The sequence below is a fragment of the Streptomyces sp. AP-93 genome (genome assembly GCF_022808175.1).
Lineage (GTDB): Bacteria > Actinomycetota > Actinomycetes > Streptomycetales > Streptomycetaceae > Streptomyces.
In genome coordinates this window covers 136,108-151,552 of record NZ_JALGBX010000012.1, presented here as the reverse complement: position 1 = coordinate 151,552, position 15,445 = coordinate 136,108, and the positions used below count along the sequence as shown (strand labels likewise).

General features: G+C 72.7%; 17 protein-coding genes. 2 read left to right on the top strand and 15 right to left on the bottom strand.

Going from position 1 to position 15,445, the window contains the following annotated elements:
- Positions 1 to 2 precede the first annotated feature (2 nt).
- From MTF69_RS21200 to MTF69_RS21165, 8 genes are all read right to left on the bottom strand, one after another.
- The gene (locus tag MTF69_RS21200) at positions 3 to 947 is read right to left on the bottom strand and encodes an aromatase/cyclase (protein ID WP_243336519.1); all 945 of its coding nucleotides are present in this window, start codon (positions 945 to 947) and stop codon (positions 3 to 5) included.
- Between the two features lie 50 nt (positions 948 to 997).
- Positions 998 to 1,786, bottom strand: coding sequence for a 3-oxoacyl-ACP reductase FabG (fabG, locus tag MTF69_RS21195; protein ID WP_243336518.1), 789 nt, complete (start codon positions 1,784 to 1,786; stop codon positions 998 to 1,000).
- 12 nt (positions 1,787 to 1,798) lie between these two features.
- Complete coding sequence (locus MTF69_RS21190) at positions 1,799 to 2,071, bottom strand: acyl carrier protein (RefSeq protein WP_243336517.1); 273 nt, start codon at positions 2,069 to 2,071, stop codon at positions 1,799 to 1,801.
- Positions 2,072 to 2,133: 62 nt separating this feature from the next.
- Positions 2,134 to 3,348 carry a ketosynthase chain-length factor gene (locus MTF69_RS21185; RefSeq protein ID WP_243336516.1) on the bottom strand — a complete coding sequence of 405 codons (1,215 nt, stop codon included), beginning with the start codon at positions 3,346 to 3,348 and terminating at the stop codon, positions 2,134 to 2,136.
- Complete coding sequence (locus MTF69_RS21180) at positions 3,345 to 4,616, bottom strand: beta-ketoacyl synthase (RefSeq protein ID WP_243336515.1); 1,272 nt, start codon at positions 4,614 to 4,616, stop codon at positions 3,345 to 3,347. The genes MTF69_RS21185 and MTF69_RS21180 overlap by 4 nt, the downstream gene beginning before the upstream one ends.
- Entirely contained in the window at positions 4,613 to 4,942 is a 330-nt protein-coding gene (locus tag MTF69_RS21175; protein ID WP_243336514.1) for a TcmI family type II polyketide cyclase, read from the bottom strand. The genes MTF69_RS21180 and MTF69_RS21175 overlap by 4 nt, the downstream gene beginning before the upstream one ends.
- A 256-nt stretch (positions 4,943 to 5,198) precedes the next feature.
- On the bottom strand, positions 5,199 to 5,897 hold the full coding sequence (locus MTF69_RS21170; protein WP_243336513.1) for an antibiotic biosynthesis monooxygenase: 699 nt from the start codon (positions 5,895 to 5,897) through the stop codon (positions 5,199 to 5,201).
- A gap of 48 nt (positions 5,898 to 5,945) precedes the next feature.
- Positions 5,946 to 7,418, bottom strand: a complete 1,473-nt coding sequence (locus MTF69_RS21165; RefSeq protein WP_279346029.1) for an FAD-dependent monooxygenase — start codon at positions 7,416 to 7,418, stop codon at positions 5,946 to 5,948.
- A 167-nt stretch (positions 7,419 to 7,585) separates the two neighbouring features.
- On the opposite strand from MTF69_RS21165, the gene MTF69_RS21160 reads away from it, so the two are divergent.
- Complete coding sequence (locus MTF69_RS21160; RefSeq protein ID WP_243336512.1) at positions 7,586 to 8,056, top strand: nuclear transport factor 2 family protein; 471 nt, start codon at positions 7,586 to 7,588, stop codon at positions 8,054 to 8,056.
- Between the two features lie 84 nt (positions 8,057 to 8,140).
- On the opposite strand, the gene MTF69_RS21155 is transcribed toward MTF69_RS21160, so the two are convergent.
- The 7 genes from MTF69_RS21155 to MTF69_RS21125 all read right to left on the bottom strand — a co-directional run bounded on the left by MTF69_RS21155 (position 8,141) and on the right by MTF69_RS21125 (position 14,463).
- A complete protein-coding gene (locus MTF69_RS21155) occupies positions 8,141 to 8,560 on the bottom strand; it encodes a pyridoxamine 5'-phosphate oxidase family protein (RefSeq protein ID WP_243336511.1) in 420 nt (139 codons plus the stop codon).
- Between the two features lie 46 nt (positions 8,561 to 8,606).
- The gene (locus MTF69_RS21150) at positions 8,607 to 8,846 is read right to left on the bottom strand and encodes a hypothetical protein (protein ID WP_243336510.1); all 240 of its coding nucleotides are present in this window, start codon (positions 8,844 to 8,846) and stop codon (positions 8,607 to 8,609) included.
- 3 nt (positions 8,847 to 8,849) lie between these two features.
- The gene (locus tag MTF69_RS21145; RefSeq protein ID WP_243336509.1) at positions 8,850 to 9,008 is read right to left on the bottom strand and encodes a hypothetical protein; all 159 of its coding nucleotides are present in this window, start codon (positions 9,006 to 9,008) and stop codon (positions 8,850 to 8,852) included.
- A gap of 34 nt (positions 9,009 to 9,042) precedes the next feature.
- Positions 9,043 to 10,530, bottom strand: a complete 1,488-nt coding sequence (locus MTF69_RS21140) for a condensation domain-containing protein (RefSeq protein WP_243336508.1) — start codon at positions 10,528 to 10,530, stop codon at positions 9,043 to 9,045.
- A gap of 210 nt (positions 10,531 to 10,740) precedes the next feature.
- Positions 10,741 to 11,562, bottom strand: a complete 822-nt coding sequence (locus MTF69_RS21135) for a 4'-phosphopantetheinyl transferase superfamily protein (protein ID WP_243336507.1) — start codon at positions 11,560 to 11,562, stop codon at positions 10,741 to 10,743.
- A 157-nt stretch (positions 11,563 to 11,719) separates the two neighbouring features.
- Positions 11,720 to 13,510: an acyl-CoA dehydrogenase gene (locus tag MTF69_RS21130; protein ID WP_243336506.1), complete on the bottom strand. Its 1,791-nt coding sequence runs from the start codon at positions 13,508 to 13,510 to the stop codon at positions 11,720 to 11,722.
- Entirely contained in the window at positions 13,507 to 14,463 is a 957-nt protein-coding gene (locus tag MTF69_RS21125) for an aromatase/cyclase (RefSeq protein WP_243336505.1), read from the bottom strand. Before MTF69_RS21125 ends, MTF69_RS21130 begins: the two co-directional genes overlap by 4 nt.
- A 729-nt stretch (positions 14,464 to 15,192) precedes the next feature.
- Here MTF69_RS21125 and MTF69_RS21120 point away from each other — a divergent pair.
- The gene (locus MTF69_RS21120; RefSeq protein ID WP_243336504.1) at positions 15,193 to 15,426 is read left to right on the top strand and encodes a DUF6059 family protein; all 234 of its coding nucleotides are present in this window, start codon (positions 15,193 to 15,195) and stop codon (positions 15,424 to 15,426) included.
- Positions 15,427 to 15,445: the final 19 nt, after the last annotated feature.

The window sequence follows — 15,445 nt, the reverse complement described above, 5'->3', positions numbered from 1 at the left end:
GCTCAGGAGGCCTTCGACTCGGCGTAGGCCTTCGCGTGCGCGAGGGTGGCGGAGCTGTTGGTGGACAGCGCCGTGTGCACGTACGCGCGGGCGTCGGCGACGGTGGCCTCGTCGCCGAGGATGCGCGCGATGTTCTCCGTGTTGATGGTGACGGTGTGCTGCGAGGACGCGGCGGTGCCCTCGTCGGTCTCGGCGAAGATCCACTCGCCGGTGTGCAGGGTCATCAGCGCCGGCAGGGTGACCTGCTTGTAGGCGATCTTGTCGTGGGGGAAGACCACCCGGTACGACTTGGTGGTGTGCACCGAGCCGTCCTTGGCGCGGGTGTCCATCTCCAGCTCCTGCAGGCCCGGGGTGTCCTCCTCGAGGCGCACCACGGCCACGTGCGGGAGCCGTTCGGCCCACAGCTGGGCCTCGTTGATGAAGTCGAACACGTCCTTGGCGGAGCCCGCGACCTGGACGGTGTCGGTGAACGAGAAGGTCAGCTCCTCGGTCTCCGCGGCGTGCGCCGCCTCGACGTTGACCTTGAGCGCGGCCAGCTCGGAGGTGCTGTTCTTGTCCACCGCCCGCTGGATCCACAGCAGGTCGTGGGGATCGTCGTTGATGGCGCTGTAGTCGTGCAGCAGCCGGACGCGGGACTGCGCCTCGCCGAGCGGCTCGATGATCCAGGTACCGCCCATGTGCTTGACGGGCTCCGCCGGGACCTCCTGGCGGAAGGTGATGCGCAGGCCCTCCGGGTCCAGGGTGCGGCGCGAGGTCCAGTTCTTCGGCTGGCCGTTGGCGGTCGCCCAGATCCGGATCTTCTCCTCGGCGCCCTCGGCCTCGACCCGGTCCACGTGGATGGTGGGCGGGAAGATGCGCGGCCAGTTGGTCACGTCCGCGAGCAACTGGTACACGGCGGCGGCCGGGGCGCCGACGGTGATCTCGTGCTCGACCTCACGCGTGGTCATGGCGGGTTCTCCTCAGGTGGTGTGCGGTGGGTGCGTGGGGGCGGGCCCTGCTAGAAGTTGCCCAGGCCGCCGCAGACGTTGAGCGCCTGCGAGGTGATGGAGGCGGCGGTGTCCGAGGCCAGGTAGCCGACCAGGCCGGCGACCTCCTCCGGGGAGGAGTAGCGGCCGAGCGGGATCTTCGACTGGAACTTCTCGAGGATGGCGTCCTCGGAGGTGTCGTAGGCGGCCGCGTAGCCCTGGCGGACCTTCTGGGCCATCGGGGTCTCGACGTACCCGGGGCAGACGGCGTTGACGGTGATGCCGGTGGGGGCCAGCTCGTTGCCCAGTGCCTTGGTGAAGCCGACGACGCCGTGCTTGGAGGCGGAGTACGGAGCGCCGAGGACGACGCCCTGCTTGCCCGCGGTGGAGGCGATGTTGATGATCCGGCCGCGGTCCTTGCCCCGCATGCCGCCGGTGGTGAGCACGGCGCGGGTGACGCGGAAGACGCTGTTGAGGTTCGTCTCGATGACGTCCTGCCACAGCTCGTCGGCGATGTCGGCGGTCGGTCCGCCGCCGGACCGGCCGGCGTTGTTGACCACGACGTCGACGGTGCCGAAGCGGTCGACGGCGGCCTGGACGAAGGCGTCCACCGAGGCGGTGTCGCGGACGTCGACGACCGCGCCGTCCACGTCCAGGCCCTCGGCCTGGAGCTCCTTGACGGTGGCGGCGATGTTGTCGGCGTTGCGGGCGCCGATGAACACCTTGTGGTTCTGCGAGGCGAGCAGACGCGCCGAGGCGAGGCCGATGCCGCTGGTGGCGCCGGTGACGACGGCGACCTTGGGGGTGGCGTGCTGGGTCATGTCCGGGTCCCTTCAGGCTGCCGTGGCCGGGGCGGCCAGCTGCGTGTTGACGACGTCGATGAAGGTCCGCGGCGTGTGGGCGTCGTTGACGGCTTCCTCGTCGAGGGATATGCCGAACTCGCGCTCGATGAGGCTGCCGGCCTCCAGCAGGGCGAGGGACTCGTAGCCGAGCACGTCGAACTCGGTGTCGAGGATGTCGCCGTCCAGGTCGACGCCCTCGGTCACGCCCGCGGCCTCCTTCAGGATGCGCTTGAGGTCGTCGAGGGTGAACGCCTTGGTGGCCATGGTGGATGTCCCTTTCATCATGATGCTGCGTGGGTGGTGGCGTACGTGCGGACGAGTCCGCCCTACTCGGCGGCGCGCACGACCATGGCGGAGTTGAACCCGCCGCTGCCGCGGGCCAGGACCAGCGCGGTGCGCACCGGTGCCGGGCGCGGCTGGCCCAGGACCAGGTCGAGCGGGTAGTCCGGGCACGGGTCGACGTGCACGGTGGGCGGGATGACCCCGTCGCGGATGGCGAGGAAGGCGGCGGCCAGGTCCAGCGGGGCCGCGCCCGAGTACAGGCGTCCGGTCATCGTCTTGGGCACGGTCACCGGGACGGCCCGGGCTCCGAGGACGGCGCTGATCGCCTCGGCCTCGATGCGGTCCAGCGCGGGGTCGCCGGCGCCGTCCGCGAAGACGACGTCGACGTCGCCGGCGACGGCGCCCGCGTCGGCGAGGGCGAGCTCGATGGCCTTGCGCAGGCCCGGCTCGCGGCCGCTGCCGGGCCTGGGGTCCATCGTCGAGCCGTGGCCGGCGACCTCGCCGTAGATGCGGGCGCCGCGGGCGCGCGCCGCGTCCGCGTCCTCGGTGATGAGGATCGCGCCGCCCTCGCCCGGCACGAAGCCGCGGGCGTCGCGGTCGAAGGGCAGGTAGGCGCGGGCGGGCTCGTCGCTGGTGGACAGCTTGCCGGTGGACAGCTGGGCCACCCAGCCCCACGGGCAGATGGAGGCGTCGACGGCTCCGGTGACGATCAGCGCGGTGCCCTTGCGGATCTGGCGGCGGGCGTGGGCGACGGCGTCGAGGCCGCCGGCTCCCTCGCTGACCACGACGCCGGCCGGGCCCTTCATGCCGTTGCGGATCGAGATCTGCCCGCTGTTGACGGCGTAGAACCAGGCGAAGGACTGGTACGCCGAGACGTACTGGCTGCCCCGGCCCCACAGGTTCTGCAGCTCGCCCTGGCCGAACTCGAAGCCGCCCGCGGCCGAGGCCGTGATGACGCCCATGTCGAACTCGGACATCTGCGCGGGGTCGACGCCCGCGTCCTGCAGCGCCCAGTCCGTGGCCACCAGCGCGAGCCGGGTGACCCGGTCGGTCTGCGGCAGGATGCGCGAGGGCAGGTGGTCCTCGGCGACGAAGCCGGGGACCTCACCCGCCAGACGGGCGGGGTAACTCGACGGGTCGAAGCGGGTGATCCGGCCGATGCCGTTCTTGCCGCCAAGAGTCGCCGACCAGTAGTCCTCGACGCCCAGCCCGTTGGGGGAGGCGATACCGAGGCCGGTGACCACCACCGACGCGGTCATACGAGGCTCCTCTCGGGGCTGGCCAGCACCATGGCGCTCTGGAAGCCGCCGAATCCGCTGCCGACCGTGAGAACCGCGTCGACCAGCTGGTCGCGCGCGTTGACCGGGACGTAGTCGAGGTCGCACTCGGGGTCGGGCGTCGTCAGGTTGGCCGTGGGGGGTACGAGGTCGTACTCCATGGCCAGGGCGGACGCCGCGATCTCGATGGAGCCGATCGCGCCGAGCGAGTGCCCGACCATCGACTTGATGGAGCTGACCGGCGTGCGGTAGGCGTGGTCGCCGAGGCTGCGCTTGAAGGCGGCCGTCTCGTGCCGGTCGTTCTGCTTGGTGCCCGAGCCGTGCGCGTTGATGTAGTCGATCGCCTCGGGGTTCAGGCGGGCCTCGCCGAGGGCGATGTTGATGGCCTCGGACATCTCCAGGCCGTCGGGGCGCAGGCCCGTCATGTGGTACGCGTTGGAGCGCGTGGCGTAGCCGGCGATCTCGGCGTAGATGTGCGCGCCGCGCTTCTTGGCGCTCTCCAGCTCCTCCAGCACGAAGAAGGCGGTGCCCTCGCCCAGCACGAACCCGTTGCGGGTGCCGTCGAAGGGGCGCGAGGCGCGCTGCGGATCGTCGTGGCGGGGGGTGGTGGCCTTGATGGCGTCGAAGCAGGCCATGGTGATCGGGGAGATCGGGGCGTCCGAGGAGCCGGCGATCACCACGTCCGCCGAGCCCTCGCGGACCAGCTCGACGGCGTAGCCGACCGAGTCGAGGCCGGAGGTACAGCCGGTGGAGACCACGGTGGAGGGGCCCTCGGCGCCCACGGCCCAGGCGACCTCGGAGGCGAAGGAGCTCGGCACCATGTGGTTGTAGAGGTGCGGGACCGCGTAGGTGTGGTCGACCAGGTCGAGCCGGCCGCCGTCACTGACGACCCGGTACTCCTCGTCGAGGCCCATCGTGGCGCCGACCGCGGAGCCCACGGTGACGCCGATGCGGTGCGGGTCGATCCCGCCCAGCTCGATGCCGCTGTCGGCGACCGCGCCGCGCGAGGCGACCACCGCGAACTGCGCGGCCCGGTCCAGGCGGCGCACCTCCTGCGCGGTCAGCCCGTGGGCGTACGGGTCGAAGTCGATCTCGGCGGCCACCCGGGAACGGAAGGGCGAGGGGTCGAAGAAGGTGATCCCGCGCGTGGCGGTGCGGCCCTCGCTCAGCAGGTTCCAGAACTTCTCCTTGCCGACACCACCGGGGGCGATCACCTCGATTCCGGTGATGACAACGCGTCGGCGGGTCACGCGGGCGTCTCCCAGCTGTAGAAGCGTGTGGCCATCGCGTCGGCCGGTGAGCGCCAGGTCTTGGGGTCGTAGGCCTCGATGAAGGGCTTGAGGTCCTCGCTGATCCCGACGAAGCGCGGGTCGCCCTTCGCCTGCTCGATCAGCTCGCCGCCGTTGTCCTCGTCGAAGTCCTGGAGGTGGAAGTACAGGCCCCGGTACGAGAACAACTGGCGGCGCCGCGTTCCCATGCGCTGGGGCATGTCCGTCGCGTCGAATTCGGAGAACAGCTTTGCCACATCGGCGGACGAGGCTGCTGCCATCCGGGCGACAATCAACGTGCTGTGCATACGATTTGGCTCCTCAGCGTGTGCGCGGGAGAGCGCGGTGCAGGCGCGGCCTGCGTGGCCTGAATTCGCCACCGACCTCGACGGTCCCGCCTGGCGATAGCGCGCCGCACGGGGGATTCTCGAATTCCGCCGGAGCGGGTGCGCCGCGCGCCTTCTCATGGATGGGGGGCATGTACGCGGGACGCCCGGCTCCCCGAGCGGGGTGCCGGGCGTCCGGGGCATTGCGGTCCCGTCTTGCCGTGGGGAACGCTCCGGTTCACTCGCCGGCGGAGCGGGAGTGCACCACGGTGTACGAGTTGATGTACGGGGCGCCGGAGGAGACGGCGGCGACGCGGTTCTGCGCCTCCTGGCGCGCGGCGGACTGCTGCTCCGAGGCCCGGTCGCGGTAGGCCTCGTAGGCCTCCTTGCTGTCCCACTGCGCGTAGGAGACGACGAACTTTCCGTCCAGACCGCGGGCGCGCAGGCCCTTGAGGACCACGTGCGAGCGGAAGCCGGGGACCTCGGCGAAGAAGTCCTGGCCCTTGCCGAGGGCGTCGATGGCCTCGTCCTGGCCGTCGTCGGTCACGGAGTAGACGCCGAGGACGGTGTAGTCGTCGCGGTGCGGGCCGATCTCGACCTTGCCGCCGAGGGCGTCCGAGGTCAGCGTGTAGGCGACCTCGTTCTGCAGCAGCTTGATCGAGGTGGTGATCTCGCCGAAGACGGGGAGGGTGCGGTGCTTGAACTCCTCGCCCTCGTAGCGCCGCTCCAGGTCCTCGCCGCTGCGCCACTGGATGAAGTTGCAGGTGCCCAGGCTGTCGACGCCCGCGTGCACGGTGCTGTTCATCCAGCCCTCGTACGTCGCCGCGTCGACGATCTTCCGCATCTCCTCGACCAGGCTGTCCTGCTTCTCAGGCGCGTCGGTGGTGAAGAGGTTGAGGACGGTCAGGTGCTTGTCCTCGAGGGAGATGAAAGCCATTTTTGTTCGCTTCCTATGGAGGGTTCGGACGGGCGGGACGGGGCGCGCTCAGTTGGCGGGACCGAACCAGCGGTCGAGAGCGTCGGTGAGGCCTTCGGAGCCGGCGCCTTCGGGCGCGAGCCAGGCGACGTAGCCGTCGGGGCGGACGAGGATGCCGGCCACCGGGGCGTCGCAGTCGGGCTGGTCGGCGCGGACCACCTCGACGCGGTCGGCCCAGCCGGCGGCCGTCTCGCCCAGGCCGTGGTCTGCGCCGATCTCGAGGAGCACGGCGCGCCCGGCGTTCAGCAGCGCGAAGACCGAGGTCTTCTCGCCGTCGACGACGAGGGCCCGGTCGGGCAGGCGCCGGCCGAGCAGCGGGTGGTCGCCCGCGCCGACGTCGTGGCGGATGTCGAGGCCGGTGACCATGCCGACGAGGTGGCGGCGGACCGATTCGTGGTGGTCCACCAGCTCGGCGAAGACCTCGCGCATCGGGGTGATGTCGTCGCCGCCGAGGTAGAGGATGCGCTGGGCGAGCGTGTTGGTCAGGATCCGGGCCCCGACCGGGTGCCGCTCGGCGTGGTAGGTGTCGAGCAGGCCCTCGGGCGCCCGGCCCTGGATGTCCAGGGCGAGCTTCCAGCCGAGGTTCACCGCGTCCTGGACGCCCGCGCTCATGCCCTGCGCACCGATGGGCAGGTGGATGTGGGCGGCGTCGCCGGCCAGGAAGACCCGGCCGCGCCGGTACTCGGCGGCCTGGCGGCTGTTGTCGGTGGTGGAGCTGACCCACAGCGGCGTGGCGCCGCTGATGTCCTCGCCCGTCAGGCGCTGCCAGGCTTCGACCACCTCGTCGAAGGTGATCGCCTCGGGGCTCTTGCGCAGCGGCTCGGCGCTGTCGAAGTAGATGACGCGGCTGCGGTCCGGGCCCATGGGGATGACCATCACCATGCCGCCGGGGACGCGCTCGCCGCTGAAGCGCGGGCGCAGCGGTACGCCGGCCACGTCCGCGAAGCGCAGCTCGAGGGACGGCTCGGTGCCGGGGAAGTCGATGCCGGCGAGCTTGCGCACGATGCTGCGGGCGCCGTCGCAGCCCACCACGTGGCGGGCGCGCAGGGTGAGGGTGCCGTCCGCGCCCTGCGCGGTGACCGTCACACCCTCGTCGTCCTGGGCCAGGCCGGTGACCTCGACGCCGCGGCGGATCTCGGCGCCCAGTTCGCGCGCCCAGCCGCCGAGGATGCCCTCGGTGCGGGCCTGCGGGATGCCGCGGGCGCCGTACGAGCCGCCTTCGATGACCTGGTAGTCGAGCGGGACCCCGCCGAAGTGGCCGACCGGAATGACGCCGACCTCGCCGAAGCGGGCTATCAGGCCGCGCTGGGCGAATTCCTCGATGGTCCGCGCAGAAAAGCCGAGAGCCCGGGATTCCCTAATTGGCTCGGCAAGTTTGTCAAGGACTATCACCGAGGCTCCATTGAGCCTCAGCTCGCCTGCGAGCATGAGTCCGGTGGGCCCGGCTCCCACAACAATGGCATCTACATCAAAGCTGCTCATCCCGCCTCTTCCCACTGGTGTTCGGCTAGTATCGCGAGGGGCCGGGCGGGGCGTAAAGAGCGAGTGATACAGACCTTCGACAAATCAATGACAGAAAAGCGTCGGCAATGTCAGATCTTTGTCAGGCGGGCTTGCCCGGACGGGCCGGGCCGGGCGAATCCTCAGGGATGACCTCCACCGAAATCCTCGAAGAATCCGGCACCGCAAGCCTTCTTGTGGCAGCCCTTTTGAACCGCTATCTGGTCTCCCTCGACGACGAAGAGCTCGACGACGCCTGGGCGGCGGAGCTGTTCACCCCGGACGCGGTGGTGGCCTTCCCGCCGATGAGCCGGCACGAGGGCACCGAGGGCATGGCCGGGTTCCACCGCAAGGCCCTGTCGGCCTTCGCCGCCACGCAGCACCTGGGCTCCCCGGCCGTGGTCGTCCTGGACGGGGACCGGGCCACCCTGCGCGCCAACCTGATCTCCACGCAGGTGCACCACCCGCGCCACGTCCCGCCGCAGGGCGTGCTCGCGCCGCTGTTCACCACCGGCACCTTCGTCAACGGCGAGGCCCTGCGCACCCCCGCCGGGTGGCGGCTGACCCTGCTGTCCTTCCGCCTGCTGTGGGCGGACGGCACTCCCCCGCCGGCCGCGTAGGCGCGCGGTACGGGTGAGCGCGCGGCGCAGGCGGGAAGGCTGCGGCCGCGCGCTCGGGTGTTGCTCAGGGTTGCTCAGGGTTGCTCAGGTGTTGAGGGTCAGTACCCGGTCGACCTCGATCTCGATGACCACCCGGCCGGGCGGGTTCGGCGGCGCCGACCAGTACCGCTTGGCGTACCGCTTGACTCCCTCGGCCACCCGCCCGGGCTCGCGCACCACCGTGCCGGGGCCCTCCAGCGTGACCCAGGCGAAGCCCTGCACCTGGCAGATCGCCACCCGGCCGCCGGGGTCGGCCAGCAGGTTGCGCGCCTTGCGCGAGGAGGCGACGGTCATGACCCGGACGAGGCCGGCCGTGCCGTCCCAGGTGAACCGTACGGGCGCCGTGTGCAGCGTCCCGTCGGGCCTGACGGTGGTGAGCACGCCCACGTGCTCGGGGTCGTTGAGGAACGCCTCGACCGAGGGCGACACCTGCGGTGCGCCGGCGCGCTGCTTCGACAGCGGCATCGATTCCTTCTTTCGCTGGGACCGCCCGACCGGGGCTGGAGCGGAGCTACGCGAGGGGTCGGTTTCCGCTCGGAACCGTCTGGTTCCGGCCATGGGTCGCCCAGGGGGCCGGACCGACGGGGCGGCCGACGGCCGGATCCGCACCCCGTACGGCGAGCCAGACGACACGGCGCAGCCGCGCGACGCGAACGGCCAGGTGAGCGGGGAGGTGGGTGGAGAGCTGAGTGGAGAGCTGGGTGGAGACGGGGTCGGCAAGCCGGTCGACCGGTGGGGTTCCGTAGGACACGGGCTAGTCGATACCGCGGACGATGCTGAACTCCTCGTGGAACTCCGCGTCGTCCTCGTCCGCTCCGGCCAGCCGCAGCGGCGGCGCGACCCCCACCGGGACCAGGCCGAAGAAGTACATCTCGACCTCCCGGAGATCTTGCCTGATGTCGTAGGTGAACATGGGCGGCTCCTTCACGATGAGTCGCCCCACGGTGTCAAGACCCGCTAGGGATCCGCTCGACGTCGGATCGATCACCGATCGAGTGAAGGCGGAAGCGGGCCGCCCGCTGGGCGGCCGAGCCGCGCCGCTGGGCGATCCGCGGCGGCTCGTCCCCTTCGAGGATGGCGAGCACCTGGGCGAGCGTCGTCTCGGCGCTGGTGGCGGGCAGTTCGCGCAGCAGCCGCGCGCAGTGTCCCACCAGGCGGCCCGCATCGGCTGCCGACATCCGGGACCGGTCGTGTGCGGCGGTCAGCGTCAGCGAGCCGTCGGGGCCGCGGTGCGTGAGCAGGGCGACGGGGAAGGCGGTGTGCGCGCCGCTCGCGTACAGCGGCTCGATCCGCACGCCGTGATCGGCCAGCCCGGCGCGCAGCTCCCGCGGCGGGCGCGGCACGCTCCCGACGGCCACCAGGCTCGCCAGCAGCGGCCCGCCGCCCGCGGCCCGGCCGGTCCACTCGTGGATCTGCCCGGCGGAGACCCATTCGTACGCCGCCATGTCCAGCGCGCGGTCGCGCAGCCCCGTCAGCAGGCGCCCCAGCCGGTGCGCCGGATCGACCTGGACGGACATCGGCAGGCAGTTGCGCATCGGCGCGGGCAGCCGCTCAACGGCCTCCAGGGCGATGCCGCGCCCCGAAACGGTGACGCCGAATCCGACCTGCGCGGGGCCGCTGACGCCCGCGCCGCGGTACAGCAGCATCGCCCAGACCGCCTGCAGGGCAGTGGAGTCGGGCATCGCCAGGGCCGCGGCCCAGCGGTGCAGCCGCTCGGCCTCCCGGGCCGACAAGCGCGCCTCGGCGCGGCCGCAGCCGCTCTCCAGGGTGTCCGGGCCGGGCGCGGCGGGCAGCACGGCAGGCGCGCCCTCGGGTACCGTCCGGGTCCAGAACTCCCGTGCCGGGCCCGGGTCCTGGTGCTCCAGCCAGCGCGCCCAGTCGCGGATGTCGGGCCGCCTCTCCCCTCCGGGCAGCGCGCCGCCGGCCAGGTAGGCCCGGTAGAACTCGTCCAGGAGGACGAACACGCTCCAGGCGTCCAGCAGTCCGTGGTGGAAGGTGAGCAGCACGCGCGTGGCGGGGGCGCCGGGCGCCGGGTCGTCGACGAGGGTGACCCGCAGCGGTCCGGGGCCGCGCAGGTCGAAGCCGCGCAGCCGGTCGTGTTCCACCAGCTCGTCCCAGTCGACGCCGCCGGCCCGGTGGTGCACGACCTCGGCGGCGGCCCGGTCGTGCAGGACCACGCGCGGCCACGGCTCCCAGTCGACGGCGGCGCGCAGCACCGTCTCCCGGTCGGTGACGGACTGCCAGGCCGCGGTGAACCGCTCGGTGTCCAGCGGTCCGGTCCAGCGCCAGGACAGCTGCTCCACGTGGCGGCCGGTGCCCCGGTGCTCCAGTGAGTCCAGCAGCAGGTCGTGCTGCCACCAGGTCAGCGGCAGGGCGGAGGCTGCCTGGCGGCCGCCTCGTCCCCGTCCCGTGCGCGGGCGGCTCGACCTGGCCATGCGGTCGCCCTCCTCCGGTCCTGCTCATCCCGTACGGGGCCCGGAACGCCGGACGGCCCGGGGAGCGGGGCGCCCGAGGGCGCGGTACTCCCGGGCCCACCGTGGAGCAACCCGCTGCCGGGCACCTGTCGATGCGCTGACGCGCCTCGAAGTCCGCCGCAGAACGGCTCAAGGCCCGGATCGACCCGGGCCGCAGACCCGGGCCGCAGGTCAGCTCGCGCTCTGGTTCATCGCCGACAGGAACCCCTGGTCGAGCATGGTCCCCACCGACGTGTCGTTCGCGGTGGACAGCCCCGCGTCGTGGCAGGCGGTGCTCAGCAGGTAGCGGCCCATCACCGGGTGCGTGGCGAAGCCCCACTCCCCCCGGGTCGCCGCGCTGCCGTCCGGGGCGTGCAGCCGCGCGCCCCCCGAGCCGGACTCCTGGAAGCCGAACTCCTTGAAGCCCAGCCGCAGCCCCTGCCCGAGTGCCTTGCTGTACGCCTCCTTGAGGGTCCACAGCTTCAGCGCGTACGGGACCCGCTCCGCCTCCGGCATCCCGGCGATCTCCGTCATCTCGGCCGGGGTCAGGATCTGCGCCTCCAGCAGCTCCAGCCGTACGTTGCGGTTGGCCGGCTCCACGTCCACGCCGATCCGGCCCGTGCGGCTGAGCCCGACGGCTATCAGGTCTCCGGTGTGGGACAGGCTCAGCTCGATCTGGTCGAAGCCGCGCAGATAGGGGCGCCCGCCCAGCCGGTAGGCCAGGTCGAGGTACTCGGGCGGGATGCCGAGCGCCGCCGCCGCCGTGTACTTGATGAGCAGCCGGGCGGCCGCGAAGCGGTAGCGCACGGTGGCGTCGGGGGTACGCCGGTAGCGGTCCCAGTCCGGCCCGAGCAGCTCGCGCAGCCGGGGTGTGGTCAGCACGCTGGGCAGCCATTCGCTCCAGGTCGTGTGGACCACCGCGTTGCCGAGCCCGGTCAGGTTCTCCTTCACCCCGTCCCACGGACCGTGCGGCCGCGGCACACGAAGGGGGGCGGCGCATCTCACCTGGTCCATCGTCGTCTCCTGCGTGTAGTGCCGCCCGTCCCGGTCCCGCGGGGCGGACGGCGATCTGGCCGGGGCGTTCGTCCACCGCCCCGACACGTCTGCGGCGCCCTGACCGGAAAGGCGGGTGGTCAAGCGGTCGGCCGGTCGGGCGGGGTCATCGCACGCCTCAGCCCGCCAGCGCCGTCCCGTACAGGTCGAGGCTCCGTCCCTCCCGGCACCGCCCCAGCACTTCACCGAGCACCGAGCCCACCACGCCCTCGGGAAGGTCCGGCACCACCGCCCCCAGCCGCCGTGCGATTCGGCTCAGCGCGAGCACGGCCCAGGCGGGCTCCTCCAGGAACGATCCGGTCCCGGCCTGCCCCTCCCACATGCCGAGCACCGCCGCCGCCGCGAGCACCAGCGCGTACCGGTCGGCCAGCGCGCAGGCCTGCGCGTCGAATCCGGTGCCGCCGGCCGGCGCGCTCAACGCGGCGCACCGCGCCCTCAGCACCCGCAGCTCCGCCACGAACGTCTGCGCGAGCCCCGCCAGCACCGCGTGCGGCGACCCGTCGGCGTACCCGGAGCGCCCCTTCGCCAGCCGGCTCGCCGCGCCGACCAGAGTCGCCGTCAGCAGGTCGTCCGTACCGGAGTGCGCGAGGCGCCGGTGGTCGAACGGGGGCAACGGCGCCCCCGGTTGGAACAGCCCCGCCGGCGGCTCCGGTGTGCGGAACCACGCCGTGCGCGCCAGCGCCGGCAGCTGCGGCACCAGCACCGCCTGGCACACGGCCGTCCCCGCGTGTCCGAGACCGGCCACCGGCAGGTCCCGTACGAGCTTCTGGAAGCCGCCGTACAGCGGCCCGCGGTCGTATCCGCGGGCGCCGAGCACGGTCGCCAGCTCCTCCAGGTCCTCACGCAGCAGGTCCGGCATCGTGTACTTGACCGCGGCGGCCAGCAGGTACGCGTCCTCCGGCAGCAGGCTCATCGCCCGCAGCCCGGTGACGGCCATGCTGTCGCAGGCCAGCAGGTCCGCGAAGACCCCGGCGAGCACCTTCTGCCAGCGGCGGGCTGGCCATCCGTCGGGCCGGTTCTCCACGGCCGCGTGCACGGCCTGGCGCAGCACGCTGTCCACGCCGGCCAGCACCACGCCCGGAATCAGGCAGTGGCTGATCTGGAAGCTGCGCAGGGCCAGCGACACGCCTTCGCCGGCCTCGCCGACCAGTGCCTCGGGCCCCGCGGCCACATCGGCGAATTCGAGTCCGGAGAAGTGCGCGCCGCGCATGCCCGGCATCTCGACCCTGCCGAGCCTGCGCACCTCGCCGGAGGCGGGCGGCTCGGGGCCGAGCAGCAGCACGGAGTGGCTGCGCGGTCCGTCCTCGCTCGCGGTGCGCGCGTACATGACGAAGGCCTCGGCGCGGTGGGCGTTGATGACCACGTCCTTGTGCCCGTTGAGCACCCAGCCGCCGTCCGGTCCGGGCCTCGCCTCGACCTCGTTGCGCAGGATCGCGTTGGCGTGCGCCACCTCGCGGTGCACGATCGTGACCCGGCCGCCGCCGAGGAGGTGCGCGGCCAGCGCCCGGCGCTGCGGCTCGTCCCCCGCGGTCCACACCGCGCAGGCGGCGAAGAGCGAGGTGATGCCGAATCCGTAGCCGAGCGCGAGATCGCGGCGGAACAACGGGCGTAGTACCCGCGCGAGTTCCTCCAGGTCGGTGAGCCGGCCGCCGAGGTCGTACGGGACGAACTCGGCGCCCAGGCCCGCTTCGGCGAGCAGCGCCTCGGTGGCCGCCGGCGCCTCGCGGGCCTCGTCGGCGCGCAGCAGCGCCAGGTGTCCGTGCGGGTTGTCCGGGTCCAGGGGGTCGCCGAGGGCCGCCTCCAGCCGGGCGGCGCGCTCGGACGCGGCGGCGGGCGCCGCCTCACCTTTGTCCCGTACGGGTGCGTGGGTTTCCCGTACGGGGGCCGTGGTGTCCTGGACCGCGGTCACAGGACTCGGACCGAGTCGATGGCGTACTGCGCGGCGTGGCGCAGTACGGACAGGCCTGCCTGGCCCATCGCCTCGCGCAGGTGCCGGCCCGCGGCCACCGCGTCGGTGCCCTCGCCCAGCACGCTCTCGATGTTCTCTTCGCACAGCAGCACGTTGTGCCGGGCCGTCAGGGTCACCCCGGACTCGTCGGGTTCGACCGACCACTCCCCTGTGTGTGCGGTCAGCAGGGGCGAGGTCCGGGTCTGCTTGTAGCAGATGTGCTGGGCGCCCGGGAAGCAGATGCGCACCGATTCGGTGCTGTGCGCGCTGCCGTCGACGGACAGGCTGCCCATGGACAGGACCTGTACGCCCGGCTCGTCCTCGACCAGGTCGAGGCGGTTGACGTGCGGGAGTTCGGCGGGCCAGTCCCGCACCCGGTACAGGAAGTCGAAGACCAGCTCGCTGGGCGCGTTGACCCGTACGGTGTCCTCGAAGGACCACACCAGGTCGTCCAGACGCGTCCAGCGCTCGGCGAGCTCGGCCAGCCGGTCCAGTTGGGCGCGGCTGTTCTCGAGGGTGACCCGCTCGACCCAGGCCACGTCCTCGGGTACGTCCCCGGCGACGGTGAAGGAGTGCTCCAGGGTCACCTTGGCGGCGTACTCGCCCAGCGGCACCACCGTCCACACGCCGCTCATGGACTGCGTGGGCGCGGCGGGCAGGTCATGGGTGAACGCCACGCGCAGCCGCTCCACGTCCAGGTGCCGGCTGGACACCCAGGACTTGACGCTCTCGCCCGCGGTGACCCACATGCGCAGCCGCTCCCGCGTCCCGTCGAAGTCGAGCTGCTCGACGTGGACACAGGGCGCGAAGAACAACGGCCACCGGGTGGCGTCCGCGATCAGCCCGTACATCACTCCGGCCGGGGCCGCCGCGATCACTTCGTGGACCGTGCGGTGCACGCGCGCATCCGACATCTTCCACACCCTCCTCATTGGTACGCCGGCCGGCTCCGACCGGCGGCGTCCGGGCTGCGGGGTCCGGGCTGCGGTGCCGCCGTACCGGCGGGGCTCCGACCCCCGCCCGGCACGGTGCCACCACTGCGCCGGTGCCCTCACACCGGCGAACCCGTCCGCCTGCCGCTGAGGGCCGCCGGCAGACGCTGTCGGGCGGCCCTGGCCGACGGCCGTGCCCAAGACACTGTCCGGAACGGCTCGCAGACCGCACGGGCTTGACTGGAGCGCGGATCGAGCCGCCCGCTGCGTCCGCCTCGATCCGAAGGCCCGGCCTCCCCTTTTGGACGTGCGCCGGCTCGGACGTACCTCGCCCCGGGAGGGTCCGCCCCCTCCGCTTGAGCGGCCCGCGAGCCCGGCCGCCGAGACTCTGCGGGCGGAAGCCCGGGCGGCGTCGAACTGACGCACCACGCCTCCGGCGTCCCGGGGCGGCTCCGTTTCCCCGGCCCGGCTCGCGACCGCCGCTGCCGCCCACCCGGCCACCCCCGTCCTGGTGGGCGGCTCCGGTCTGCGCGCCAGCGGGGTCCGTACGGCGGTTCGGCTCGAGTGGAGCCCCGCTGCACCGCGCCGGGGCATGCACCCGGGATCCACCCGTGTTCCGGCCGTCCGCGTCGGCTCCTCGACCACGGGGGCGCATCGTGACCGCACATCCCGCCCGCCCGCCGGTCGGCGGCCGTACGACCTGGAGGCGACATGCACGCCCTGACACCCTTTGTGCGCGCCGTGTGGGAGGGGTTCATCGCCCTCGGGCGCCTGCATGCCGTGGGACAGATCGGTACGGACGACTGCCCGGCCCCCGGCCCGATGTGGGACGCGCCCCCTCCGGGACACCCGGACCGGATGCGGCCCGATCTGCCGCTGACCCCGCTGGAGCGCCGGCTGCGGCGCGAGCTGAACCGGTCCGCCTGTGCGGACGGACTGGCGTAGCGGCGCCCCCGCCGGCCTC